Source organism: Pseudomonas sp. 008, assembly GCF_016861935.1.
In the GTDB taxonomy this organism is placed as follows: Bacteria; Pseudomonadota; Gammaproteobacteria; order Pseudomonadales; family Pseudomonadaceae; genus Aquipseudomonas.
In genome coordinates, this window is record NZ_BOMA01000018.1 from 53338 (window position 1) to 76502 (window position 23165).

Annotated in this window: 31 protein-coding genes; 14 read left to right on the plus strand and 17 right to left on the minus strand. The window is 57.1% G+C overall.

The window, feature by feature from the left end; genetic code table 11:
- Nucleotides 1-281: 281 nt before the first annotated feature.
- The gene (locus tag JUI81_RS28480; RefSeq protein WP_204125485.1) at nt 282-659 is read right to left on the minus strand and encodes a c-type cytochrome; all 378 of its coding nucleotides are present in this window, start codon (nt 657-659) and stop codon (nt 282-284) included.
- A gap of 347 nt (nt 660-1006) precedes the next feature.
- Between JUI81_RS28480 and JUI81_RS28485 the strand changes: the two genes are divergently transcribed.
- The 4 genes from JUI81_RS28485 (at nt 1007) to JUI81_RS28500 (ending at nt 3746) form a co-directional block, all read left to right on the plus strand.
- The gene (locus tag JUI81_RS28485) at nt 1007-1540 is read left to right on the plus strand and encodes an HD domain-containing protein (RefSeq protein WP_096480634.1); all 534 of its coding nucleotides are present in this window, start codon (nt 1007-1009) and stop codon (nt 1538-1540) included.
- 152 nt (nt 1541-1692) lie between these two features.
- A complete protein-coding gene (locus JUI81_RS28490) occupies nt 1693-2421 on the plus strand; it encodes a helix-turn-helix transcriptional regulator (protein WP_019582773.1) in 729 nt (242 codons plus the stop codon).
- Nucleotides 2422-2437: 16 nt separating this feature from the next.
- Nucleotides 2438-2776 (plus strand): hypothetical protein, encoded by a 339-nt coding sequence (locus JUI81_RS28495; protein ID WP_019582774.1) that lies wholly within the window; start codon nt 2438-2440, stop codon nt 2774-2776.
- Nucleotides 2777-3071: 295 nt separating this feature from the next.
- A complete protein-coding gene (locus JUI81_RS28500; RefSeq protein ID WP_026286569.1) occupies nt 3072-3746 on the plus strand; it encodes a polysaccharide lyase family 7 protein in 675 nt (224 codons plus the stop codon).
- A gap of 299 nt (nt 3747-4045) precedes the next feature.
- On the opposite strand, the gene JUI81_RS28505 is transcribed toward JUI81_RS28500, so the two are convergent.
- Nucleotides 4046-5062, minus strand: a complete 1017-nt coding sequence (locus tag JUI81_RS28505; RefSeq protein WP_019582775.1) for an AraC family transcriptional regulator — start codon at nt 5060-5062, stop codon at nt 4046-4048.
- A gap of 132 nt (nt 5063-5194) precedes the next feature.
- Between JUI81_RS28505 and JUI81_RS28510 the strand changes: the two genes are divergently transcribed.
- Genes JUI81_RS28510 through JUI81_RS28520 form a run of 3 tightly spaced genes read left to right on the plus strand, consistent with a single transcriptional unit; the run spans nt 5195 to nt 7878 of the window.
- Nucleotides 5195-6379 (plus strand): acetyl-CoA C-acyltransferase family protein, encoded by a 1185-nt coding sequence (locus tag JUI81_RS28510; protein WP_204125486.1) that lies wholly within the window; start codon nt 5195-5197, stop codon nt 6377-6379.
- Between the two features lie 16 nt (nt 6380-6395).
- Nucleotides 6396-7247, plus strand: a complete 852-nt coding sequence (locus tag JUI81_RS28515) for a 3-hydroxybutyryl-CoA dehydrogenase (protein ID WP_028940995.1) — start codon at nt 6396-6398, stop codon at nt 7245-7247.
- Nucleotides 7234-7878 carry a TetR/AcrR family transcriptional regulator gene (locus tag JUI81_RS28520; RefSeq protein WP_050438322.1) on the plus strand — a complete coding sequence of 215 codons (645 nt, stop codon included), beginning with the start codon at nt 7234-7236 and terminating at the stop codon, nt 7876-7878. Before JUI81_RS28515 ends, JUI81_RS28520 begins: the two co-directional genes overlap by 14 nt.
- Before the next feature lie 154 nt (nt 7879-8032).
- Here the strand turns inward: JUI81_RS28520 and JUI81_RS28525 are convergent, their stop codons facing one another.
- Nucleotides 8033-8341 (minus strand): cupredoxin family copper-binding protein, encoded by a 309-nt coding sequence (locus JUI81_RS28525; protein ID WP_007941931.1) that lies wholly within the window; start codon nt 8339-8341, stop codon nt 8033-8035.
- A 14-nt stretch (nt 8342-8355) separates the two neighbouring features.
- Nucleotides 8356-9324 carry a metallophosphoesterase gene (locus tag JUI81_RS28530; protein WP_019582779.1) on the minus strand — a complete coding sequence of 323 codons (969 nt, stop codon included), beginning with the start codon at nt 9322-9324 and terminating at the stop codon, nt 8356-8358.
- A 153-nt stretch (nt 9325-9477) separates the two neighbouring features.
- Here JUI81_RS28530 and JUI81_RS28535 point away from each other — a divergent pair, with 153 nt between their 5' ends.
- A complete protein-coding gene (locus JUI81_RS28535) occupies nt 9478-9990 on the plus strand; it encodes a sigma-70 family RNA polymerase sigma factor (protein ID WP_204125487.1) in 513 nt (170 codons plus the stop codon).
- The gene (locus JUI81_RS28540) at nt 9983-10726 is read left to right on the plus strand and encodes an anti-sigma factor (RefSeq protein ID WP_204125488.1); all 744 of its coding nucleotides are present in this window, start codon (nt 9983-9985) and stop codon (nt 10724-10726) included. Before JUI81_RS28535 ends, JUI81_RS28540 begins: the two co-directional genes overlap by 8 nt.
- A gap of 204 nt (nt 10727-10930) precedes the next feature.
- Here JUI81_RS28540 and JUI81_RS28545 read toward each other — a convergent pair whose 3' ends face one another.
- A complete protein-coding gene (locus JUI81_RS28545; protein WP_204125489.1) occupies nt 10931-11506 on the minus strand; it encodes a hypothetical protein in 576 nt (191 codons plus the stop codon).
- Between the two features lie 327 nt (nt 11507-11833).
- Here JUI81_RS28545 and JUI81_RS28550 point away from each other — a divergent pair, with 327 nt between their 5' ends.
- Complete coding sequence (locus tag JUI81_RS28550) at nt 11834-12247, plus strand: CBS domain-containing protein (RefSeq protein ID WP_018927979.1); 414 nt, start codon at nt 11834-11836, stop codon at nt 12245-12247.
- A 186-nt stretch (nt 12248-12433) separates the two neighbouring features.
- On the opposite strand, the gene JUI81_RS28555 is transcribed toward JUI81_RS28550, so the two are convergent.
- From JUI81_RS28555 to JUI81_RS28565, 3 genes are all read right to left on the minus strand, one after another.
- Nucleotides 12434-12688, minus strand: coding sequence for a hypothetical protein (locus tag JUI81_RS28555; protein ID WP_204125490.1), 255 nt, complete (start codon nt 12686-12688; stop codon nt 12434-12436).
- Nucleotides 12689-12951: 263 nt separating this feature from the next.
- Nucleotides 12952-13137, minus strand: coding sequence for a hypothetical protein (locus tag JUI81_RS28560; protein ID WP_172901198.1), 186 nt, complete (start codon nt 13135-13137; stop codon nt 12952-12954).
- 288 nt (nt 13138-13425) lie between these two features.
- Nucleotides 13426-13620, minus strand: coding sequence for a hypothetical protein (locus tag JUI81_RS28565; protein WP_018927982.1), 195 nt, complete (start codon nt 13618-13620; stop codon nt 13426-13428).
- 178 nt (nt 13621-13798) lie between these two features.
- On the opposite strand from JUI81_RS28565, the gene JUI81_RS28570 reads away from it, so the two are divergent.
- Nucleotides 13799-13993: a hypothetical protein gene (locus JUI81_RS28570; protein WP_081625797.1), complete on the plus strand. Its 195-nt coding sequence runs from the start codon at nt 13799-13801 to the stop codon at nt 13991-13993.
- Between the two features lie 282 nt (nt 13994-14275).
- Here the strand turns inward: JUI81_RS28570 and JUI81_RS28575 are convergent, their stop codons facing one another.
- The 3 genes from JUI81_RS28575 to JUI81_RS28585 all read right to left on the minus strand — a co-directional run bounded on the left by JUI81_RS28575 (nt 14276) and on the right by JUI81_RS28585 (nt 16281).
- Complete coding sequence (locus JUI81_RS28575) at nt 14276-14611, minus strand: hypothetical protein (RefSeq protein ID WP_018927983.1); 336 nt, start codon at nt 14609-14611, stop codon at nt 14276-14278.
- A gap of 107 nt (nt 14612-14718) precedes the next feature.
- On the minus strand, nt 14719-14955 hold the full coding sequence (locus JUI81_RS28580; RefSeq protein ID WP_028940999.1) for a hypothetical protein: 237 nt from the start codon (nt 14953-14955) through the stop codon (nt 14719-14721).
- A gap of 99 nt (nt 14956-15054) precedes the next feature.
- Nucleotides 15055-16281 (minus strand): RtcB family protein, encoded by a 1227-nt coding sequence (locus JUI81_RS28585; protein WP_204125491.1) that lies wholly within the window; start codon nt 16279-16281, stop codon nt 15055-15057.
- Between the two features lie 91 nt (nt 16282-16372).
- On the opposite strand from JUI81_RS28585, the gene JUI81_RS28590 reads away from it, so the two are divergent.
- Together JUI81_RS28590 and osmE are read left to right on the plus strand one after the other, a co-directional pair.
- Nucleotides 16373-16612 carry a hypothetical protein gene (locus JUI81_RS28590; protein WP_019582784.1) on the plus strand — a complete coding sequence of 80 codons (240 nt, stop codon included), beginning with the start codon at nt 16373-16375 and terminating at the stop codon, nt 16610-16612.
- Nucleotides 16613-16623: 11 nt separating this feature from the next.
- Nucleotides 16624-16983, plus strand: a complete 360-nt coding sequence (gene osmE / locus JUI81_RS28595; protein WP_204125492.1) for an osmotically-inducible lipoprotein OsmE — start codon at nt 16624-16626, stop codon at nt 16981-16983.
- Between the two features lie 202 nt (nt 16984-17185).
- Here osmE and JUI81_RS31925 read toward each other — a convergent pair whose 3' ends face one another.
- Nucleotides 17186-17389 (minus strand): hypothetical protein, encoded by a 204-nt coding sequence (locus JUI81_RS31925; RefSeq protein WP_007941550.1) that lies wholly within the window; start codon nt 17387-17389, stop codon nt 17186-17188.
- 222 nt (nt 17390-17611) lie between these two features.
- On the opposite strand from JUI81_RS31925, the gene JUI81_RS28600 reads away from it, so the two are divergent.
- A complete protein-coding gene (locus tag JUI81_RS28600) occupies nt 17612-17974 on the plus strand; it encodes an NUDIX hydrolase (protein WP_019582786.1) in 363 nt (120 codons plus the stop codon).
- A gap of 30 nt (nt 17975-18004) precedes the next feature.
- Here JUI81_RS28600 and JUI81_RS28605 read toward each other — a convergent pair whose 3' ends face one another.
- From JUI81_RS28605 to JUI81_RS28625, 5 genes are all read right to left on the minus strand, one after another.
- Entirely contained in the window at nt 18005-18778 is a 774-nt protein-coding gene (locus JUI81_RS28605; protein WP_064617053.1) for a 1,6-dihydroxycyclohexa-2,4-diene-1-carboxylate dehydrogenase, read from the minus strand.
- Nucleotides 18779-18985: 207 nt separating this feature from the next.
- Complete coding sequence (benC, locus tag JUI81_RS28610) at nt 18986-19999, minus strand: benzoate 1,2-dioxygenase electron transfer component BenC (protein ID WP_204125493.1); 1014 nt, start codon at nt 19997-19999, stop codon at nt 18986-18988.
- Between the two features lie 10 nt (nt 20000-20009).
- A complete protein-coding gene (gene benB, locus JUI81_RS28615; protein WP_018927991.1) occupies nt 20010-20498 on the minus strand; it encodes a benzoate 1,2-dioxygenase small subunit in 489 nt (162 codons plus the stop codon).
- Nucleotides 20495-21859: a benzoate 1,2-dioxygenase large subunit gene (benA, locus tag JUI81_RS28620; protein ID WP_204125494.1), complete on the minus strand. Its 1365-nt coding sequence runs from the start codon at nt 21857-21859 to the stop codon at nt 20495-20497. Before benA ends, benB begins: the two co-directional genes overlap by 4 nt.
- A gap of 275 nt (nt 21860-22134) precedes the next feature.
- Nucleotides 22135-23094: an AraC family transcriptional regulator gene (locus JUI81_RS28625; protein WP_275406305.1), complete on the minus strand. Its 960-nt coding sequence runs from the start codon at nt 23092-23094 to the stop codon at nt 22135-22137.
- Between the last annotated feature and the right edge of the window lie 71 nt (nt 23095-23165).

Below are 23165 nucleotides of genomic sequence, written 5' to 3' on the forward strand. Positions count from 1 at the left end.
ACGCTGTACGCGATTTGGCCAGGGGGCCTAACTGCCTGAGTCTTTGAGGAAAAGAGCGTTTGGTAAAACGACAGGACGCTCGATCTCCCCTCTTGCAAATCGCGGGGGAATGTCGAGCGTTCGACGGGATACAAGCATCGCTGGAGGTTAGCTTGTATTAATCGGAGATTGTTCATTAGCGATGTGCCCGCGCGAGGCCGACTGGCTCACCGGCATTGCCCCACAAACCCTCAAACCTGAAATGGTTTTTAAATTTCTGTGCCTGCCTCTCATCTCTAAAATCATCGATTTTTTGAAATCACACCACCCATGTATTCATTTAAATCGCGTAGATCTTTAATCCTCCAAGCGTACGGCGATAGCTTTACGCCATTCTCTCGCAAAGTTCTTGGAATCAAGTCTCCATTTGGACGAAGTATTATCGATGACACAATTACGCCCGGATAATCATTTAATCGTTTTTTGAAAGCGGATGTTGTTAGATCAGGTGTAGGCGGATTGCTTTTATTAGCCAATGGCCCTGTTGCTTTGAGATCTACTCCGTGGCACATGGTGCATCGCTGTAAATAGAGATTTTTTCCATTAACATTATCCGCGAAGGATAGTGATGTTTGAATTAGCAATACAATTCCTAGCGAAGCGATGAATAACACTTTCATTGTTTCTATCTTCCTTGATCGGATCAGCGTCGACTGGACGCGATTTGGTGCGCAGGAAAGATATCAGCCATCGTGTCCGCACGCACCGTCATTTCTGATGCCCATTGAATCAACTCGTCTTCCAGGCGCATCCGCTGACCGCTTCTGGCCGTTTTCTGCCGAACATGGTTGCAAAGCGTGCTGCTCAAATCCGATGCAATCGGTGGTCAGAACGAATGCAAATGACTGCTCAGGTCGATACAAACGGGTGTTCAAGTGGAGTGCAATTTCGCATTCTCCACTGGGCGCCTTTATACAAGGCATCCAAGCCTATAAAGTAGCCCCCTCCAAACAAGGAGGATGGAACAGTGCTCACCAAAATTGAGCTGCTGGACGAACTGCTTCAGCGCTATGCCGGAAACCTCGGCAATGACTTCACCGGATACCGAAATCATGTGTACCGAGTCATCAACTTTTGTTGCTCGCTTAGTACGCTGGACGCTGTGAATCTAGAAAAGATAGTTTTAGCCGGGGTATTTCATGATCTTGGTATATGGACGGCCAAGACGTTTGATTATTTGCCCCCGTCAGAGCAATTGGCAGAAGACTTCCTTCAGGAAATCGACAAGCTGGATTGGGCACAAGAAATTATCTTGATCATTCGCAACCACCATAAAATAACTCGGTCCCATAGCGATCCACAGAACCTTGCAGAGGTATTTCGCAAAGCCGATTGGATCGACGTCTCCCGCGGTGCGGTTGCTTTTGGACTCTCACGACAGAAGCGACGTGAGATATTCTCGGCCTTTCCAGATGCAGGATTTCACATTCGCTTAGTTCAGCTTTCGCTCAAACGACTGCTAACAAACCCACTGAGCCCACTGCCAATGATACGGCTCTGAATTTAGTGAGCCCACCCAGGCTGTGGTGATCACAATACTTCCAGACATTGAGCGCTTTTTTTGGGGGGGCCGCCCATACAGGAACACCCATACCACATAAATATAGGAATACCGACTTGCAAGAGTATGGGAGCGCCCGTAATACTTCGCGGATGGAATTTAAAGAAAGACTCAAAATCGCCCGTCGCCATGCCGGTCTGAACCAGACCGAGCTTGCCGAGCGCGCCGGCCTCACGCAGACATCAATTTCCGACCTTGAGCGCGGCAAATCGAAGGCAACGGCCTTTGCTGCTCAGATTGCTTCGGTCTGTGGTGTCTCCCCTATGTGGCTCGCTGAAGGCAGTGGCGACATGCTTAAAGGTGTTGCAGTAGCCGCTGAGCGCACTCAACCAAACGTGGCAATGTCAGACATTGAGGCATGGGATGACGAAACCCCGCTCGATGACGACGAGGTTTACGTGCCATTTCTCCAGGAAGTGGAGTTAGCAGCGGGCTCCGGCCGATTCGCGATTGCCGAAAGCGCCAGCGCCAGGCTGCGCTTCTTTAAGAAAGACCTTCGCCACAACAACGTTCAGTTCAGCAACGCGAAGTGCGTCGCGGTGAGCGGCAACAGCATGCTGCCGGTGCTGCGCGACGGTGCCACGGTTGGCGTCAACGTCGGCAAGAACACGTTGAGCGATATCGTCGACGGCGAGATGTACGCGATCAACCACCACGGCCAGCTAAGGGTCAAACAGGTATACCGCACGCCCACCGGAATTCGCCTGCGAAGCTTTAACCGAGACGAGCATCCGGACGAGGACTACACGTTCCAGCAAATCCAGGAGCAGCAGATTTCGATTCTGGGGCATGTGTTCTGGTGGGCGATGTATTCGCGTTGAAGGAATGGCATTTCAAATGGAAGTGAAGGTACGCCTGCCACAGATTGCCGGCCTTTTGCTGGCAGCACTCCTTTCGGGCTGCAGCAGCGCACCGAAGGAAAAAACGGAATTCGAGAAGCAAATTGACTCGGCGCCGATGCCCACCACTGAGGCTGATCGGCTGGAGCAATGCGAATATCTCAGCGACCTGCTTTATTTTGAAATGCAGGATATTGCCGGCTTGAACGGGTTTTCTGCTGCTTTCAAGCCTTTTGACCCTTCGAAATCCCAAGCACTTATCCGGCGCATGGATTCGATACGCTGCACCAAAGCAGAAAGTCGGAATTGGCTCCAACGTGCAGTCTTAGCAAAATAGATCAAATACACGCGCTGCTGAACGCCGTTCCTCGATGCCTGGGCGAGCTTGAGGCGTTCGTCGTACTGCGCGTGGCTGCACTCCCAAGAAGAATTTCAGCGCATCCAATCTCACCAAATACAGACCCCCTCTCACCATAAGAATGTGGGGGCGGCGGAATTATGGGAATACCCATTGACACGAATTACGGGAATACCTATATTTTAATTCAAGCCAACGCATCACAGGCCCAGCAGCACCAAAAGTAAGGCTCAACTGAGCAAAGGGTGACATCAAATGAAATAGGGAAATGACCATGACCGTAGACATCAGCAACTACACAATCGCTACACCGCTTCCAATCTCCGACACCAACCCGATCGCGCTTGAATTGATCGGCTGGCGGGCACTGCTTGAATGCCCGGAAGTTGTTTCGATGCTTCCAGATGGCTCGCTGCAAATGACGGCGCCGACGCTCGGTGCTTCGAGCAAGAGCACCCTGCGGACGCGCTGCGAGTGGAAAGAGCCAGGCTATTGGTTGTTCGCCAGCGCTGCTGACCACTGGAACCGACAAGAAATGCGAGTCACGAAGGTCAACTCGCTGCAGAAGGTTGTGATCAGCCAGATTCATGTTCAGGGTTCGGAAAGGCCACCTGTAAAAGTGTTTTGGAACAAAGGCCGAATCACGATGGGATTTCGATCGAGCTATCTCCAGGAAGACCCGGTGAACACGACGATTCTGGAAGACGTGCCACTCGGTGCACTTTTCAAAATCAACATTCACGCCAATTCGAGCGGCGCTGTATCCGTCTCGGCGAGCTGTAATGGCGTCAAATCCACCTCTGCAATCATGCGCCTCGACAACACCTGGGACACGAAAACTCTCGCCTTCCACGGCGGTGTGTACAACCAGATCGATTACTCCGACACCACTGACCCGCAAGACGGTTCGGTCTGCATCATCAGCGACCTTTCCATCACCCACCTCTGAAATCGCGCATTTCGTGCGAGCATGACAACCAGCGTCACGTCAGCCTGACGATAACTGCCCGCCCCTCTCAATGAGAGCGCATCGGAGTGTGATCTGTAGCAAAGCAGGCACCTGACCGGTAATCAGGCCAACCACTGAGTACGCCGGGCAGAGACCGGCGCAGGCAGAGCCAGAGGTGACGACCTCGCGCAGATCACCCCGATGCGTACGGCACGGATGAGTGCAGCCGAGTAGATATCCGAGCGAAATGCTCAACACGTCTCGAACTAAACAGACCACAAAAAGACTGCCCGGATGGGTCAATCATCACGACCTTGAAACCGCAAACGGTATTGCCCCGGGCTCTCCCCCGTCCATTTTTTGAAGGCGCGGTGAAACGCACTCGGCTCCTGAAACCCCAACTGTTCGGCAATATCGCTGATGTTCGCCTTAGTCTGGCGCAACCGTTCAAACGCCACCCCGCGCCGCACTTCATCCTTGATTTCCTGATACGAACAGCCTTCACGTCCCAGTTTCCGGCGAAAGGTACTGGGGCTCAGATGCTGTTCCAGGGCGAAGTCCTGCAAGGTCGGCCATTCGCTGTAATGGCTATGGCGCAGGCGCTGATGAACCTGCGATGCCAGCCCATGCTGGTTGCGGAAGCGGATCACCAGCCATTGCGGTGCGGTGCGCAAAAACACTTTCAGCGAGGCAAGGTCCTGAACCACCGGCAGCCGCAAGTAGTGACTGGCGAACTCGATTTCGGTGTGTTCGGTGCCAAAGGTCAGGTTGGGGCCCCAGAGCAAGGCGTCATCACGCAGCGACAAACGCTGATGACGAAAGTCCGCACGATCGATGGGAATTCGCCGCCCGCCCAGCCAACACAGCAGACTGATCATCAACACCAGAAACGTTTCTTCGCCCAGCCGGCTGACCTCGCTGTTCTGCGAGCGGGTCTGCAAGCTGATGACCGCACGCTTGCCACGCACACTCAACGTGCCGCGAAAATCACGCAGGAACAAGGCGAAATTGGCCAGGCACTGACGCATGGCTTTTTCCAGCGTCGGCTCCTGAATCAATGCCCGACAGATCAAGGCAAAACTGCCCGGCGGCATACCATGGGAGTCCAACTGGAAAAATTCATCGTTCAACTCACGAATCTGCGCCAGCCACAACGCGGCGAAAGCCGTGGCCGGCACCCGTGCTGTCGGCTGATCCATCAGTGCCGGATCAATTCCCACCTGTTCAAGGAGTGACCGCAGACGCTGCGGCTTCTCACGCAACGCATGGATCATGGGATACATGAAGTAAACCGCCACCGAATCCGTTTCCCGCATTTGAATGCCTCTCTCGTTACATCTGAACATGGCAAAAAACGCCATCACCCTTGAACAGTTTTGGCATAGGCCAGCGGCGCTGCTGATTCTAGACTCGTGCTCAACAAAAAAGACCTGTTCAAGAGAGCCAACATGAACCATTCCGATATTTTTGTAGTGAGCGCTGTCCGCTCTGCCATCGGCAGCTTTGGCGGTTCACTCAAGGATGTACCGCCTATTCAGTTGGCAACCGATGTTTGCCGCGCTGCTATCGAACGATCTGGCCTGGCGCCCGAGCACATCGGTCATGCGGTGATGGGACATGTGATCCCGACCGAGGCACGCGATGCCTACATCTCCCGGGTCGTAGCGATGAATGCCGGTCTGCCGAAAGAGACCCCGGCCTTCAACGTCAACCGTCTTTGCGGTTCGGGTTTACAAGCGATTGTCAGTGCCGCGCAAAGTTTGATGCTGGGGGATGCGGGCGCTGCGCTGGCGGGTGGCGTCGAGTCCATGAGCCGAGGCGCATACCTGTTGCCGCAGGCACGTTGGGGTGCACGAATGGGCGACATGCAGGCCATCGATTACATGCTTGGAGTACTGCAAGACCCGTTTGCCGGTTTCCATATGGGGATCACCGCTGAAAATATCGCCGAGCACTATGGCATCACACGTCAGGTCCAGGATGAGTTGGCGCTTCTCAGCCAACAGCGTGCTGCCCGGGCGATTGCCGAGGGGCGTTTTTCCGGGCAGATCGTGCCGATTGAAGTCGCGACCCGCAAAGGGACGGTTTCGTTTGCGACGGATGAGCATGTACGGGCTGAGGTCAACGTCGAGCAATTGAGCCGCATGAAACCGGCGTTCAAAAAGGACGGTACCGTCACCGCCGGCAACGCGTCTGGTCTCAATGATGGTGCCGGCGCACTGATCATGGCCACCGGTCAAACTGTTCAGGAACAGGGCCTCAAGCCCATGGCTCGACTGGTGGGTTATGCCCACGCAGGCGTTGAGCCCTCAATGATGGGGCTGGGACCGATTCCCGCCACCCGTTTGGTGCTCAAGCGTGCCGGCCTGACCGTTGCCGACCTTGACGTGATCGAGTCCAACGAAGCCTTCGCCGCCCAGGCCTGTGCCGTAGCGCAAGAGCTGGGCTTCGATCCGCAGAAGGTCAACCCCAACGGTTCGGGCATCTCGCTGGGCCATCCGGTGGGCGCCACTGGCGCGATCATCGCCACCAAAGCCATTCATGAACTGCACCGCTGTCAGGGCCGTTATGCCCTGGCGACCATGTGCATCGGTGGCGGCCAAGGCATCGCCGTGTTGTTCGAACGGGTTTGATCACAGGGACATACGCATGAACCTACAGAATATTGGCGTTATCGGCGCCGGCACCATGGGCAATGGCATCGCGCAAGTCTGCGCCTTGGCCGGCTTCAACGTAACCTTGATCGACATTTCCGAGAGTGCTCTGCAAAAGGCAATCGCGACCGTCGATAAAAATCTCGATCGCCAGATCGCCAAAGACACGCTCACGCTTGAGCAAAAGCTCGCTGCCCTCGACAAGATTCGCACCAGCACTGATTACGGCAGCCTGCTGAACGCGCAACTGGTGATCGAAGCCGCCACCGAAAACCTCGATCTGAAACTGCGCGTGTTGCAACAGATCGCCGCGCAGGTCAGCGCCGAGTGCGTGATCGCTTCCAACACGTCGTCGCTGTCCATTACCCAACTGGCAGCCAGCGTGAGCCAGCCTGAGCGTTTCATCGGCCTGCACTTTTTCAACCCGGTGCCGGTGATGGGCCTGATCGAAGTGATTCGTGGCCTGCAAACCAGCGATGCTACTCACGCCCTGGCGTTGGACATGGCAAAGACCCTCGGCAAGACCGCGATCACCGCGGGCAACCGTCCGGGATTCGTGGTCAACCGGATTCTGGTGCCGATGATCAATGAAGCGATCCTGGTGTTTCAGGAAGGCCTGGCCAGCGCCGAAGACATCGACGCCGGCATGCGCCTGGGTTGCAACCAGCCGATCGGGCCGCTGGCTCTGGCGGATCTGATCGGTCTGGACACGGTGCTGGCCATTCTTGAAGCGTTTTACGACGGCTTCAATGACAGCAAATATCGCCCTGCACCGCTGCTCAAGGAAATGGTCGCCGCTGGTTACCTGGGGCGCAAAACGGGACGTGGCTTCCATGCCTATGCCTGAGCGTTGCTCACGGTTTGCCGAGTACCGGGGCAAGGTGCTGGAGCTGTTTGCCAGCAAGGGTTTCGGTCAGGTCGGCATGCGTGAGCTGGCGACGAGCCTGGGGCTCACTCCAGGCTCGTTGTATCACCATTACCCCAGCAAACAGCACTTGCTGCTCGACTTGATCGAGGAGTTCTACGAGGAGCTATTGGCAACCTTGGGGCGCCTTGAGCAACAGGCGCCGGCAAAACGCGACAGGCTCAACAGCCTGATCCGCGCCCACCAAAATCTGCACCAGGAAATGCCCTGGCATTTTCGACTGGCGGAGCGCGACAGTGGCTGCCTCAACGAGGAGCAGCAGGAACAGGTTCGCCACTTGCGCGAGCAATACGAACGCAAATTGCTGCTGATGCTCGGAGCCAAACCCCGCGTGAGCGAACCGGCGCAACGGGCCGCAGGTCGAGCCATTGCAGCCTTGCTCAACAGCGCGCCCAGTTGGCTGATGCACTATTCGCTGGATGAACAAGAGCGCGATAATTTGATGGAAAACATGGTGAGTGGCGCCATCGAGCGATTATTGGCGCCAAAGACGCGTAATTGGGTGACGACTGCCAACGCGGGCGACAGTACGAAGCAGCCAACTACGAAATAAGCGGCTCTTCCTTGAACTGTACCGCCAGCAGATTCCGTACGACAAAGCCCCGATTATTCGGGGCTTTGTCATTTCTGGGGATACCTGCTGAGTGAGCCGGCAGACGTCGGAACAGTCGAGGGCTGCGGTCTTTTAACCCTCCAGCGCCCTTTGTTTACTGGGTGACTACAATCTTCCCGATCATCTGCGGGTGCAGCGCACAAAAATACTCGAACTCTCCCGGCGTATTGAACACCCAGGAAAAACTGTCATTCGTATCCAGCGCCCCCGAGCGAAACACCTTGTGGGTTTCTGCCACCGTGTGCGGAATCTGGTCGTCATTCACCCACGTCACTTTGGTGCCCACGGCCACGGTCAAATCCTTGGGTGCAAACATGAACTCCTTGATATCGATCTTCACCTCCTGAGCCCACGCCGGCATCGACAGCATCAGGCACACCACCGCCAACAGTCGCGTTTTCATCTGACCGCCCTCCCCTAGACCAGTGTCGAATCAATCAGCGCCAGCGGATGATCGCCCTGTGTCGCTCGCACATCGGTGATCCCCAGATAATTGCGCAATTGATCGGCGGCCACCGTCATCGGCCCCGGTGCCGGCGCCGCACCCGGTGCAGGTTGTGGGTAAGCCGTGCCACGGGCGGTGTGGAAGGTGATGTTGCCTTCGACTTTCTGGATAACCTGATGGATGTGCCCGTTCAATACCGTCACTGAACCGTACTTGCGCAGCATCGCAATCGCCTGATCACCATCCTCGGTGCCCCAGCCCCACGGCTGATAAATCGTCCACAGCGGAATGTGGGTAAACACGACGATGGGTGTACTGGTCTTCACTGCCCGCAAATCATCGGCCAGCCAGGCCAGTTGATCGGCCCCAAGGGTGGCTTCGTGACCGGCCTGGAAGTTGAAGACGTTTACCAGTGCGATGAAATGCACCCCGTGGTCATCGAAGCTGTACCAGCCGTTGCCTTTGGTGCCCTTGCCGTATCGCTCCAGGTAAAGCTTGCCGCCGCCCTCATCGAGGGTGTCGTGTTCACCTGGCACGTAATGCACGGTGGAAGGCAGGCCCTTGAGCAACTGTGCCGCCGTGTCGAACTCCTCAGGCTTGGACAGGTGCGTAATGTCGCCGGTATGCAGAATCAGCGACGGCGGTTTTGGCAGCTTGATGACCTTGTCGATCGCCACCTGCAATGTCTTTGCCGGCTCCGGGTTGGCTTCCTTGTTGAAGCCGATGTGCGAGTCGCTGATCTGCACGAAGTGAAACGTGCTGGCCAGTGCCTTGGGGTCGGCGACGTTGCCTGCCTCATCCAGCGCAAAGGCCCGGGGAATGCCGCCGCTCAGGGCCCAGATGACCCCTGCCCCGGCCCACGCCGAGCACTTGAGCAGCGTTCGGCGGTCAGGGTTCAGCAAGTCGTCGGTGTGCACTGGGGGGGTTGATTGAATGTCCATCGGTATGTCCTCGCAAGCGGACTACAGTGATGTAGCTGACACGAGGTAAACCTTGCGGGACGAGTGTTTATTCCGCATTGGAAAACAAATTCTTTTCAGGGAATAAAAGACCACGCATCACGGTTATAGGGGTGTGACAGTGCGGAAGCCACTATGAAGCGATTTGAGGACCTGATTGCGCCCCATCTGGACGCCGCTTACAACCTCGCGCGCTGGCTCACTGGCAACGACGCCGCCGCCCGCGATGTCGTGCAGGAAAGCGCCCTGCGCGCCTTCAGGTTTTTGCAGCGTTTCGCCGATGGCAACGCCAAGGCCTGGTTTCTGACCATCGTGCGCAATGAAAGCTACACCTGGCTCAAAGCCTCGGCCGGGCGCCATTGGGTTGCTTTCGATGACGACATTGGCGATGACGAAGGGGCGCTGAGCCACATCCAGACCCCGGAATTGCTGGCTATTCACACGGAAAACGCGGCGCTGATCCAGCAAGCGCTGTGTGCCCTGCCGCCGGTGTTTCGTGAGGTGATTGTGCTGAAAGAACTCGAAGACATGCCTTACAAGGACATCGCTTTGGTGGTCGATATCCCCATCGGCACCGTCATGTCGAGACTGGCCCGGGGGCGCGCGATGCTCAAGCTCGAATTACTGAAGTTGCACGATCATGAATGAACTCGACTGCACGGTTTGCCAGACACGGCTGCATGGTTATCTGGATCAGGAACTCGATCCTGCGACGGCTGCGGATGTGACTGCGCATCTGGCCGCATGCGCCGAGTGCTCGCGGCTGCATGATGAAGTGAAACTGCTGAAGGTCAGTGTGAAGCGCCAGGCGCCATATTACCCGGCGCCGGCATCGTTAGCGGCCAGCGTGTTTGCCACGGGTGTTCCCGCGACTCGCGCCGTCGAGCGCTGGCGGAAATGGTTCGCTCCGACGTTTTCTACGGCGGCGCTGGCCTTGGCAGCGGTGCTTTATGTGATGACGCCGGGCAGCGAGCAACCGCTGATGGACGAGGCTGTCTCCAGCCATGTCCGCTCGTTGATGGGCGAGCATTTGAACGATGTGGTGTCCTCCGACCGTCACACCGTGAAGCCCTGGTTCACCGGCAAACTCGACTTCTCGCCGCCGGTATTCGATTACTCGGCGCAGGGGTTTCCATTACTGGGCGGGCGGCTGGATTATCTGCAACACCAGACCACGGCAGCCCTGAGTTACGGGAGGGCCAAACACATCATCAATGTGTTTATCCTGCCTGTGCCGGAGGCAGACAAGCCGCGGCAGACCCAGACGATTCGTGGCTTTAACGTGGTGTCCTGGCAAACCAATCACATGCGCTTCGTGCTGGTTTCCGATGTGGAAAAAAGTGAGCTGGAGGCGTTCAGCCAGTTGCTCAGGGACGGTGCCTGAAGGGAGCACGGTTTCGCGTGCGCCGTCATTCTCTCTGTCGAGAACAATCAAAAATGGGGGCTCGCCCAACCAAGGCCTAGCACTCCGTGCTTGGTAAAGAGCCGAAGCTGGGTGAGCGGTGAGAACTCTATCCAGAGTTGCGCCCTGTGTCCCGAACACAATTCTGAATAAACCTGAACAGCCTGCGTCCGGCATAATCAGGTTTTACTCACTGCCAGTGCGCGACCACTCATCATGCATAGCGCCTGCTGTGCTGGCGACTATCCACGCCACTGCACAAGCCACTAGCGAAAACGCGGCAAAAGCCCCCATCACATGCAAGTAAGGCAGCACGTGATTCCACGCTCGAGCCACCCCCAGGAATGCGGCAAATAACCAGCCACTCATGGAGAGCGCACCCAACAGTGCAAGGCGATTACGGGCGCAGCTGTGTAACAAGACAAAGGGCGCCTTCTGCAGCAGTGGGAAACCGATCCGATGCAACAAAGCGCCGTTGAGGCTAAGCAGTGCGACGACACTCACCTTGGCCCAGAGCTTTTGATTGAGCAGATACGTGGTCCCCTCATAGAGGTAACCCTGGAGCACCAGCAGCAAGCCACTTCCCCAAAGAGCCAATAGCGCGAGCGTGACGATTTTTTGAGTCTCGTCGAGATACTCACGTTGCACCTGGCTCAACACATCCCTGCGCCAGCTCCATAGCTTTTGATCTGCCTGCAGCACCCTCCCCAGAGCAATACAGGTGGCAATCAGATGACCGTACACGAGTAGCATTTTGAGCATTACCTGGACCTTATTTTTATGTGGGCAATGCACTCCCTCGCACCCTTAAATTGAAACTAAATGATACAGATTCATATTTGTATCGAGCAAGTTACAAGCTCAACCATCCATCCGAAGCCGCCTGCCCTCTCGCACGTTTGCGGTGTTGCGCTGCTCCTTGAGCAACGCCCGAATACGAAAACGCCGCTCAATGAGCGGCGCTGGAGAATCCCGGTTCGCAACAATGACGAGCGGAGACAAAACATTCTGAACCCTGTACATCCCCTCCAAGTCGAAAAATAGACAGTCAGTAATCACTGAAGCATCCCTTTAAAAGGAGTCTTTTTCATGAAGATCTCGGAAGTTATGACGAAAGATGTTTTAACAGCCAAACCAAGCCAGACGATCCAGGAGGCTGCAAGCATGATGGCCAGGATCGATAGCGGCGCCATTATGGTTGAAGAGCAAGAGCGCCTGATTGGCATGATCACGGACCGGGACATCGCCATCAGAGCCGTCGCCGAAGGACTCACCGGAACAACCCCTATCAGTAAAATAATGAGTGGCGGCATCCGCTATTGCTATGAGGATGAAGACATCGAGCATGTCGCTAGAAACATGGCGGACGTCCACCTCCGTCGCCTGCCCGTGCTTAACCGAGACAAGCGTCTGGTTGGCGTCGTATCGCTGGGAAACATTGCCAGCACACGATCTCAGTCCGCCGCCGCGACTGTTTTGTGCGGCGTGGCACAGGCTCATTAACCGATTGGATAATGAGCCGTTCAAGTGTTCATCAGGATTACAGCCCCATGGATCCGACACGCTCGCCTGACCTGGAATCCGTTGGAAATTCGGCTTCAAGGCCAGGCGAGTCCTTCTGTAAATAGTCGCTGCCCCTTCCCCACGCAACGCACCCTTCGTTGAACTGCATTCGCGTTGCGCGACACGTTAGCCCGGCTCAATGAGTAGGTCTTTGTCTTCCGGGCCTAGCGCCGGCTCTTGATCCTCCAATTCGCCGGTTTCACGCTTCTTCTTCAGGCGGGTTCGAGCGAGCTCGGTGTCATAAGACTTTCCTTCAGCCAAGGCATGCAGGGTCGATGAAATTCGATAGAAACCACCACACGGTTCGCAATGAATGCGCAATCCTCCCCCGAACGAACGATCTTCCAGCGCATTGGTATTGCCACACAGCGGACAGTTCATAACCACCTCCTGAACATTCAGCTATAGCCGCTTTCAGCCCGCCATAAACGCTGACAACCTGGACAGGTGTGATGACGAATAGCGCGGATATGTTGATATCGACACGGGCGATCCAAGGAGGTTGCTTGTTTTTACATGACGGTCGAACGTTAGGCGTCGCTCGGCAGCTGCTGCATCTCTTGATCGTTCAGGAACCGCTGAAGATCAAAAGATCGCAGCCTTGGGCAGCGCCTACCGAGGGTGGCGTTACAACCGGGCGGAATCTAATCCGACGTCAGCGGTTGCCTGGAGCGACTCGGCGCGATGACCGACTTCTCCCCGGTGTCGCGATGCAACAAGGCAACGTTGTAGTCATAGCGGGATATCAACGGCACCGGCTCGTCGTTGCGGGACATCTTGAGCCATTGTCTTGTGCGCTCGATGTCAAAGGATTCGTTCCTGCCCTTCATGCTTTTAATCAGGTTGGCCGAGACCCTGAAGCGTCCACATCCAGCCGAGCATGCAACTTCTGACCAGTCTTCAGCCACATGAACAGTGTTAGAGACAGCGTGACAAATTAAGCACTTCATGTTCGATCTCCGTATCCATGAATTACCAACTGTAGACGATCCACGAACAAAGAACTCAGCGCCCAAAAAAACCGGATCAGTCCATCGCGCCGCCAAGTGACAGCCTGGCCAGGTGACCTGTCAAAGGGGCGATAAGTGAAGAGCCCGGCGCAATGGCCGGGCTCCGTTTTATCTTCTGTTTTCAAGCATCTTGTCGGCAAGCGCTTTGGCCCTTTGAATCAGCATGTTTTGCCTGTCTTCGTGGGTGGTTTCTCCTACCACCGGTGCCGTCAGATGGCTTTCGGCAATCAGCGCAGCACAGAAATATTGGTCCCAAACAGTGCTTTGCTCCGACGCCTGTCTAATCGTTTGGTCGGCGATCATATGCGGCTCCTTTTGATGAGGTAGCCTTTTCAGTTTACGCCCGAATCACCAACAACCTACGTTGCGCAGGACAGTCGGCACTGCCAATCGCTGGCGACAAATCGTTTCCTCGACTAGGATTTTTATCGCACAGGACTTCGCCCACTGTGTTGTCGGGCGACTCACAAGGGAGAGATAGATGACGCCTACTCGTATTACCGAGCAAACCTATCGTGGCTGGTCCAGCCCCATCTTGCTTGAACTCAAGGAGAGAGAACATCAACTGGATCCTTCGGCACGCCAGGCCCTGCGAAATGTCCTGGTCGAGAGAAGGCTTATAAACACTGGCAATCCTTCTGGCAGTGATCGGCGCAAGGCTGATCCGGCCGGGTAACAACTGGTTTTAGCAATAGCGCTTACCCACCTCATCACCGACGCTGCTGGCGCTCTGCCGGCAGCGTGCTTGTAAGCCATCCATAAATGCCAGACAAAAAAAAGCCCAGGCAGCTGATGGACGCCTGGGCTTTAAAAATGCATAAACCGTGGTGGTGAACGCGGGGCAATACTACCCAATCAATTGATCTGTAACAAGATATTTTGATTCACTATCCAGTTACTAAATATCGTAACCCATTAAATATCCACACTATTTTTGAGTCATCTACTGAAGAAGCCGTTACAGACAATCCCGAACAGCCTGGCGCAACGCTCCTGACTTGGCCCATGGAGGCCCTTGGTAAAGCGATACCCGGCTGCCATCCTTCGACTTCACGATATCCAGAATTTCGTCAGCTGTGATGACGCTCGGCGCAGTAATCCGATAGCCATTGGAAATCGCGGTTTGCGTCGTTCCCGCAATCTCCTGACGCCACAATGGCAATACACACCCGGCATATTCCTTGGGCGCCTTATCGCTGTATTTGCTGACATTGGGCTCACCGGGCACCAGGGATGCGGGCAATGAACAGCCCGCCAACGCAGCCACCGCTACTCCCGCTATCAACATCCGCATGATGCTTCTCTATCCTGAAAAACGGGAAATGTAGCCTGTACTTGGGCAGACATCCAGCAAACGCTGGGGTTACGCCGCTATAAAGGAGCTTTCTTATACAGAGGCTCCTATACAGAGGCCTCGCCCTGCCCCGGATCGACCCCCGAGCCGGAATCGGTATACGAACTCGCATTCAGATACTTCATCCACCGCTCGTACGCTTCATGCTGCCATTTCGTGACCCGTTCCCATTCCGGCCCACTGAACTGATGGGCTGAAATCAACTTCATCATTTCCGTGGTGGCCGCATCCAGGTCCGCGATCAGTTCATGCGCATGGTGTCTGAAATCATCAGTCGCCGTCATTTGAGATACCTCGCCCCAGCGAATAGATCACTACCTCCATACGACAGCAGAGCTGTCCACTCCCGTTGATTTTCCCGACCAGCGGAATACCTCCCATCCCTACCCCTTCACGCACACCACCTGTCGCAACGTGTGCAGCACTTCCACCAGATCACGCTGGGCGTGCATGACTTTGTCGATGTCCTTGTAGGCCATCGGGATCTCATCGATGACCGCCGCGTCCTTGCGGCATTCCACATGGGCGGTCGCGCGGATCTGGTCGGCGACGGTGAAGGTGTTCTTGGCTTTGGTGCGGCTCATGGTGCGACCGGCGCCGTGGCTGCAGGAACAGAACGATTGCTCGTTGCCGAGGCCGCGAACGATGAAGCTTTTGGCCCCCATGGAACCGGGAATGATCCCCAGCTCGCCCTTCTTCGCCGACACCGCGCCTTTGCGGGTGACCAGGATGTCTTCGCCGAAATGCCGCTCTTTCTGCACGTAATTGTGGTGGCAGTTCACAGCCTCCAGCGCAACTTCGAAAGGTTTGCGGATCACCTGCCGCGCCGCGTGAATCACCGCTTGCATCATCAAGGCACGGTTCTGCCGGGCGAAGTCCTGAGCCCAGCCCACCGCTTCGACGTAGTCATCGAAGTGCCGGCTGCCTTCCTTGAAGTAGGCCAGGTCACGGTCCGGCAGGTTGGCGATGTGCTGGCGCATGTCCGCCTGGGCCAATTGAATGAACAGCGTACCGATGGCATTGCCAACGCCGCGAGAACCGCTGTGCAGCATGAACCAGACGCGATTGGCCTCGTCCAGGCAGACCTCGATGAAGTGGTTACCGGTACCGAGGGTACCCAGGTGATGGCGGTTGTTGGTGCTGGCGAGTTTCGGGTACTTGTCGGTGATCGCCTTGAACCGTGGGTTCAGCGCTGCCCAGGCCTGATCGGCCTGCTGTGGAACACGCTCCCAGGCGCCTTCATCACGGCGGCCATGGCTCAACGTGCGGCCATGGGGCACGGCCTTTTCAATGGCAGTGCGCAGGCCGTGCAGGTTGTCCGGCAAGTCGGCAGCGGTCAGCGAGGTGCGCGCGGCGATCATGCCGCAGCCGATGTCCACGCCCACGGCCGCCGGAATGATCGCGCCCACGGTGGGGATCACGCTGCCGATGGTGGAGCCTTTGCCCAGGTGCACGTCCGGCATCACCGCTAGGTGCTTGAAGATGAACGGCATCTTCGCGGTATTGATCAGTTGCTGCCGGGCTTCGCTTTCAACCGGCACGCCTTCGGTCCAGAGTTTGATTGGCTTGCCGTTGGCGACTTCCAGCAGTTGGTAGGCAGGTTGTTGCATGATGTCGACTCTCTTTGGATCAGACGAACATAACGCTCCATCAAGGTAAATGGGATTACTATTTCGTAGCGGGGGATTGCAGGAGGTCATCATGTGGCTTAACGAATATGAACAGCAACTACGGCGCGACCTGCAAGGTGTGGCGTCGGACCTGAGGTGGTCGGCGGTAGAACTTTTGCGCATCGCAGAGCAGTTGCGCCTGGCCGGCAATGATGTGGACGCAGAGGCGACGCTCAGGCTGTGCTCCTTGTTCCAGGGCGATGAAGAGCGTCTGGCGGGCTATGCTGAAGAGGTGAAAGCAAAAACCATCACTCGAACGAAAGCTCACTAGAGAGCGCTGCCATGAACAAGCCTCTATGCGCGCTGATCGCCGTGCTGGCGGCGACAAGTGGCTGCAACACCGAATCACAAATTTACCGGGACCAGCCGCTGGTCGCCAAGGTCGAAGCCGGCATGACCAAGGACCAGGTCGAGCAGATTGGCGGCAAACCGCTATCGATCACCGATCGCACGGTGGAGCCAGGCACTTGCTTTGATTACAAGCTGACCCAGGCCGGCAATCAGCAGCCGTATAGCGTCAGCTTCGATGGCAGGGGCCAGGTCGACCATAAAGCCTTCATGACCTGCGCCGAGTGGAGTCGTGTCCAACGAAAAGCCAGAGAGTATTCCCCGTCCACGGGCGGGATGGGTGGTGGTTACTGACCTGTAGCAGCTGCCGAGCCTGCGAGGCTGCGTTCGGTGTGGGCCGCATTCGGACGAAGCCGTCGCAAATCCTGCAAATGAGGTGTACCTGATACACCGCGCCGTATGATTTCACGACTGCTTCGCAGCCGAACGCAGCCTCGCGGGCTCGGCAGCTGCTACAAGCGGGTACAAGCCCCGGCGTACCGGGGCTTCAGGCGCACTATTTGTCTGATTTGTGGCTACGCGATGATCTGCCCGACCGGGCTCTGTAGGCGGGAAGCGCAGCCGCATAGGCCAGTGCTTCTTCTCGGCTGCCAAAGGATCCAAGCCGGTCACCTTTGGTGCACACCCGCCACGGGCCACTGTTCACGCTGAGTACGTCATAGCCGTTCATGTGCATTTTGGTCAGCATCGGAACGCTCATTAGTCACCTCCATTTGGGCAGTGATAATCCAGGATCCACTCAACTACCTTACACCCGACCTTCGCAGAAGTGCCGACCAGACGTCGCGTCAGGATTCCGGCATCCCATTGCACTTTCAACCGCCCTGTCGACTCTAACCCTTGAAGCAGACACGTCTGCGGATTGCGGTCTGAATATTGCATTTTTATGTCTGTTTTATGACAAGCAGCAGTCAGGTAATCCATGAAAGTACGCGCAACCGTCATTTGCGAGCAGGATCGGCACATTCTCCTGGTGCGCAAACCCAGGGGACGCTGGACCTTGCCGGGTGGAAAAATCGAGCCTGGCGAAACCATCGCGGGCGCGGCCACAAGAGAACTTTATGAAGAAACCGGGCTAGGGGTCGATGGCCTCCTGTATCTGATGGAGCTGGAAACGATCAGCACCCGGCATCATGTCTACGAGGCATCAGTCATAAACGTGGCCGAGGCGCGGCCGCAGAATGAAATCATCGATTGCATCTGGTACCCGCTGGACGCCGTCCAGAACCTGAACACAAGCGACGCCACACTCAGAATCGTCAGAGCGTTTCAGCGTCGCTTGTAGCTCATCGCAGCCGACGCCTCCTTCGAAAGGTCAGCCCAGATCGCCGCCACCAACCGGCATGACCATGCCGGTGATGTAGGAGGCTTCGTCGCTGGCCAGAAACAGGATAGCGCTTGCCTGTTCATCCAGCGTGCCGTAACGCTTCATCAAACTGCTGTCGAGGGTCTGGTCGACGATCTGCTGATACCACAGCTTCTCCTGAGCGCTTTGTTCCGCAGTGTTGCGCGGAATCAGCCGCGGCGGCGCTTCGGTGCCACCGGGGGCGGTCGCGTTGACCCGCACCCCACGGCCGGCGGTTTCGAACGCCAGGCATGCGGTTAGCGCATTGACCCCGCCCTTCGCCGCACCGTAAGGCACGCGATTGACGCTGCGGGTGGCGATCGATGAAACGTTGACGATGGCACCGTTGCCTTGTTCAAGCATGAACGGCAGCGCGGCATGGCAACACCACAGCGTCGGGAACAATGAGCGGCGGACTTCGGCTTCGATCTGCGACTCTTCATAGTGCTCGAAAGGCTTGGCCCAGATCGTGCCGCCGACATTGTTGACCAACACATCGAGGCGCCCGAAGCGCTCGACGGCGGTGCGCATCACGCGGCTGCATTCGCTGTATTGCTCAAGGTCGGCGGTCAGGGCGAGCACCTGGCTGTCCCGCCCCAGTTCTTTCTGCAACTCGAACACCAGATCGGAGCGGTCGACCAGAATCAACCGCGCACCTTCGGCGGCCATGCGTTCCGCCACACGCCGGCCGATGCCTTGGGCGGCACCGGTAATCAGCGCGATTTTTTCGTGGAATCTGTTCATACATACCCTCGTTGCGAAATCGCTTTCGCGGGAACACGATCTGTAGCAGCTGTCGAGCCCCAGCGAGGCTGCGTTCGGCTGCGAAGCAGTCGTGAATCCGGCAAACGCGGTTTACCTGACATACCGCAGTTTTTTATTTTGCGACTGCTTCGCAGCCGAACGCAGCCTCGCTGGGGCTCGACAGCTGCTACTAGAGCGTGTCGCGGCTCAGGCTGCGCTGGCGGCAAATTTCTCGTAGTAGAAGTTCGCAGGCGCGATGCCTTGATCGCGAATGAACTGGCTGACCGCTTCGACCATCGGCGGCGGGCCGCACAGGTAGACATCGACGTCGCCATCGTTCAGATGCCGTGGCTCGATGTGCTGGGTCACGTAGCCCTTGAGCGGGTGCCGACTGTCGGGGTTGGCCACGCAGGCGCTGAAGCTGAAGTTCGGGATTCGTGCGGCAAAGGCTTCCAGTCGATCGATTTCCACCAGGTCGAAATCGTTGGTCACGCCGTAGATCAAATGCAGCGGATGCTCGCTGCCCTGCTCGGCGATTTTTTCCAGCATCGCGGTAAACGGCGCCAGACCGGTGCCACCGGCCAACAGCAATAACGGCCGACGGATATCGCGCAGATAGAAACTGCCCAACGGTCCGGCCAGGCTCATGCTGTCGCCGGCCTTGGCCATGCCGGTCAGGAAACTGCTCATCAAGCCGCCGGGCACGTTGCGAATCAGGAAACTGACTTCGCCGTCACGCTGCAACGAGCTGAATGAATACGCGCGGGTCTGCTCGCTGCCGGGAACCCCGAGGTTCACATATTGCCCCGGCAGAAACGCCAGTTTGCTCAGGGACTCGCCTTTGATCGACAGCGCGATGGTGCTGTCGGACAGCTGACGCACGGCGCTGATGGTCGCGTCGTAGCTGGTCTGACGGGTACGGCAGACATCCGATGAAACCGGCACCCGCACCACGCAATCGCTCTGCGCACGCATCTGGCAGGTCAGGACAAAACCCTGCTGCGCTTCGTCGGCGCTGAGGGCGTCTTCGATGTAGTCCTCGCCCAAGTCGTAGCGCCCGGCTTCGGCGAAACACTTGCAGGTGCCGCAAGCGCCGTCGCGGCAGTCCAGCGGAATATTGATGCCCTGGCGGTACGCGGCATCGGCCACGGTTTCGCCGGCGTTGGCGTCGATGAACCGGGTGACGCCATCTTCGAAATTGAATGCTATGGAATGAGTCATGACGGCCGCCTCAGAGGTGGTAAACATCAATGACCTGGCGAACGTAGTCGTTCTTCAGGATCACTTTCTTGGCCAAGATCAGCGGGTTCTCGCCGCGCACATCCAGGGTGTAGAAACTGCTGCCGAAATAGCTGTCGACGGTCTTGTAGCGAAAGCTCAGGGTGTGCCAGTTGAAACGCACCTTGCACAGGCCGTCGGCCTGTTCGATCAGCTCGATATTGCTGAGGTTGTGCGAGGTGCGGGTGTCCGGCACGCTGGCACTGGAACGCTCGGTCTTGATACGGAAGATGCGGTCTTCCAGGCCCGTGCGGTTGCCGTACCAGATCAGCGAGATTTCCCGCTGCGGATCGATGGTCAGCTCGTCGTTGTCATCCCAGGACGGCATCCAGAAAGTGGCGTCCGGTGCGTACAACTCCAGCCAGTCATCCCATTGCTTGTCGTCGAGGTAGCGCGCTTCGCGGTAGAGAAAATCGCGCACCGCGTCATAGGTCATGGTCATTGCACGGCCTCCACTGCAATCAGTTCGGACTGTTCGGTGGCCAGGGCCTTGAGCATGGTCTGCTGCCAATATTTGTGTTGCAGCACGAACAGGCCTTCGTCTTCGGTACGCACCCCGCTGAGCAACGGGTGCAGGTCGATTTCCTTGGCCGCGTCATCGGCGCCTTCAATCCAGTGTTCGGCACCACGGGACATGTCGTTCCAGGTGGTAACGCTGCCCTGGTAACCGGTCTGGCAGGAGCGAAACTCTTCCAGATCGTCTGGAGTGGCCATGCCGCTGACGTTGAAAAAGTCCTCGTACTGCCGAATGCGGCTCGAACGGGCGTGGTCGCTTTCACCTTTGGGCGCGATGCAGTAAATGGTGATTTCGGTGCGGTTGACCGAGATCGGCCGAGCGATGCGAATCTGCGAGCTGAACTGGTCCATCAGGTACACGTTCGGGTACAGGCACAGGTTGCGCGAGTTCTCGATCATCCAGTTGGCGCGGGCCTGGCCGAAGTCCCGGGCCAACTCGTCGCGACGTTCGTACAGCGGACGGTCTTCGGGGTTGGACCAACGGGTCCAGAGCAGCATGTGGCCCTTGTCGAAGGAATAGAAACCACCGCCCTGCTTGGCCCAGGTGCCGGCGCTCATGGTCGGATTGCAATCGCCGGCTTCGCGCTGTTTGCGCTGGTTCTGGGTGGCGGCGTAGTTCCAGTGTACGGAGCTGACGTGATAGCCGTCGGCACCGTTTTCAGCGGTGAGTTTCCAATTGCCTTCGTAAATGTAACTGGAGGAACCGCGCAGCACTTCCAGGCCATCGGCGGACTGGTCGACGATCATGTCGATGATCTTCGCCGACTCGCCCAGGTGCTCCGCCAACGGCACAACGTCGGCCTTGAGGCTGCCGAACAGGAAACCGCGATAGGACTCGAAACGCGCGACTTTGGTCAGGTCGTGGGAGCCTTCGCAATTGAAGCTCGCCGGGTAGCCGGCCGCCGCCGGGTCCTTGACCTTGAGCAGCTTGCCGGAGTTGTTGAAGGTCCAGCCGTGGAACGGGCAGGTGTACGAACTCTTGTTGCCGGTCTTGTGCCGGCAGAGCATCGCCCCGCGGTGGCTGCACGCATTGATGAAGGCGTTCAACACGCCATCCTTGTTGCGCGCGATGAAGATCGACTGGCGCCCCATGGTGGTGGTGTAGAAATCGTTGTTGTTGGGGATCTGGCTTTCGTGCGCCAGGTACAGCCAGTTGCCTTCGAAGATGTGTTGCATCTCGAGGTCGAACAGCCGCGGGTCAGTGAACATCTCGCGCTTGCAGCGATAGATACCCTGTTCAGGGTCTTCTTCAAGCAGGGAGTGAAGGTATTCGGGTCGCAGGGACATGGCCGCCGCCTCCATTGTTTTTATTCAGGCAGGGCCATGCTAGGACGTGGGGATGGGGCGGACTATCCGCGGGGTGCAGACCTGTATCCGTTTTGTGCAAGGGGCGGTCGGTGGTTGATGATTGCCAATGTGGCGAGGGAGCTTGCTCCCGCTGGGCTGCGAAGCGGCCCCCGGCATTCTGTCAGGCACACCGCGTCGGCAGGATTTACGACTGCTGCGCAGCCGAACGGGGGCAAGCCCCCTCGCCACAGGTTATTCGTCAAACGTCTTGGCAATCAATGACGGCGCTTGAGGGTGTCGGAAGGCAATTCGCCGAACTGTTTGCGGTAGCTGTCGGAGAACCGGCCCAGGTGCAGGAAGCCGTAATCCATGGCCACTTCCGTGACGTTGCGCACGTTGCAGGTCGGGTCGCTCAGGTTGGCGTGAATGCGTTCGAGCTTCTTCTGCCGGATGTAGTTTTTCGGCGTGTCCCCCGCATTGCGTTCGAACAGCCCATAAAGCGAACGCAGGCTCATCCGCGCCTGGCGCGCCAGCTCTTCGCTGTCGATGTCTTGCTTGAGGTTGCGGGCGATGTAATCGACCAGCGCCTCGAACGTGGCCGAGGCTGAGCCAGGGTCGGTGCGCATGACGTTGGTCCTCATCAGGCCGAGCATCTTGCTGACCACGATTTGCGCATAGTGCTCCTGCACGCGAGGAATCGGCTCGGCGGCTTCCGCCTCCTGGCAAATCATCGCCAGCAGGCCGACAAAACCTTCCAGTTGATTGAGCTGATAACGGTTTTCCAGAAACCGCACGCCCTGCCCCGGATACCGCCAGCGCTGCTCCTCGCACACCGACTCCAACAGCCGGGTGGGGACTTTCAGGATGAATTTTTCGCAATCACTGGAATAGGTCAGATCCACCGGATCGTCCGGGTTGATCAGCAGCAACTCCCCGGGCGCGAAGTAATGTTCCTGACCGTGGCCACGCCACAGACAATTGCCGCGCAACAACACTTGCAAGTGATAGATGCTGTCCAGCGCGCCAGAGGTAACCCGCACGCTGGAGCCATAACTGATGCGGCACAGATCAAGGCTGGCGAACTTGCGATGATCGAGGCTGGCCAGCGGTCGGCCGGCCCTGGGCATCTGCAGGCAATGGTTGCCGACATGCTGATTGACGTAGCCCGACACTGCATACGGGTCGGCATGGTCGAAGATTCTGCTGCGATGACTCAACAATTGCGCTTGCATCATCGGTTCACTCTCATTGTTGTTATCAGTGGCGCCGCCATTCTAGTGTCCTGCCCGAAACACAGAAGGCCACG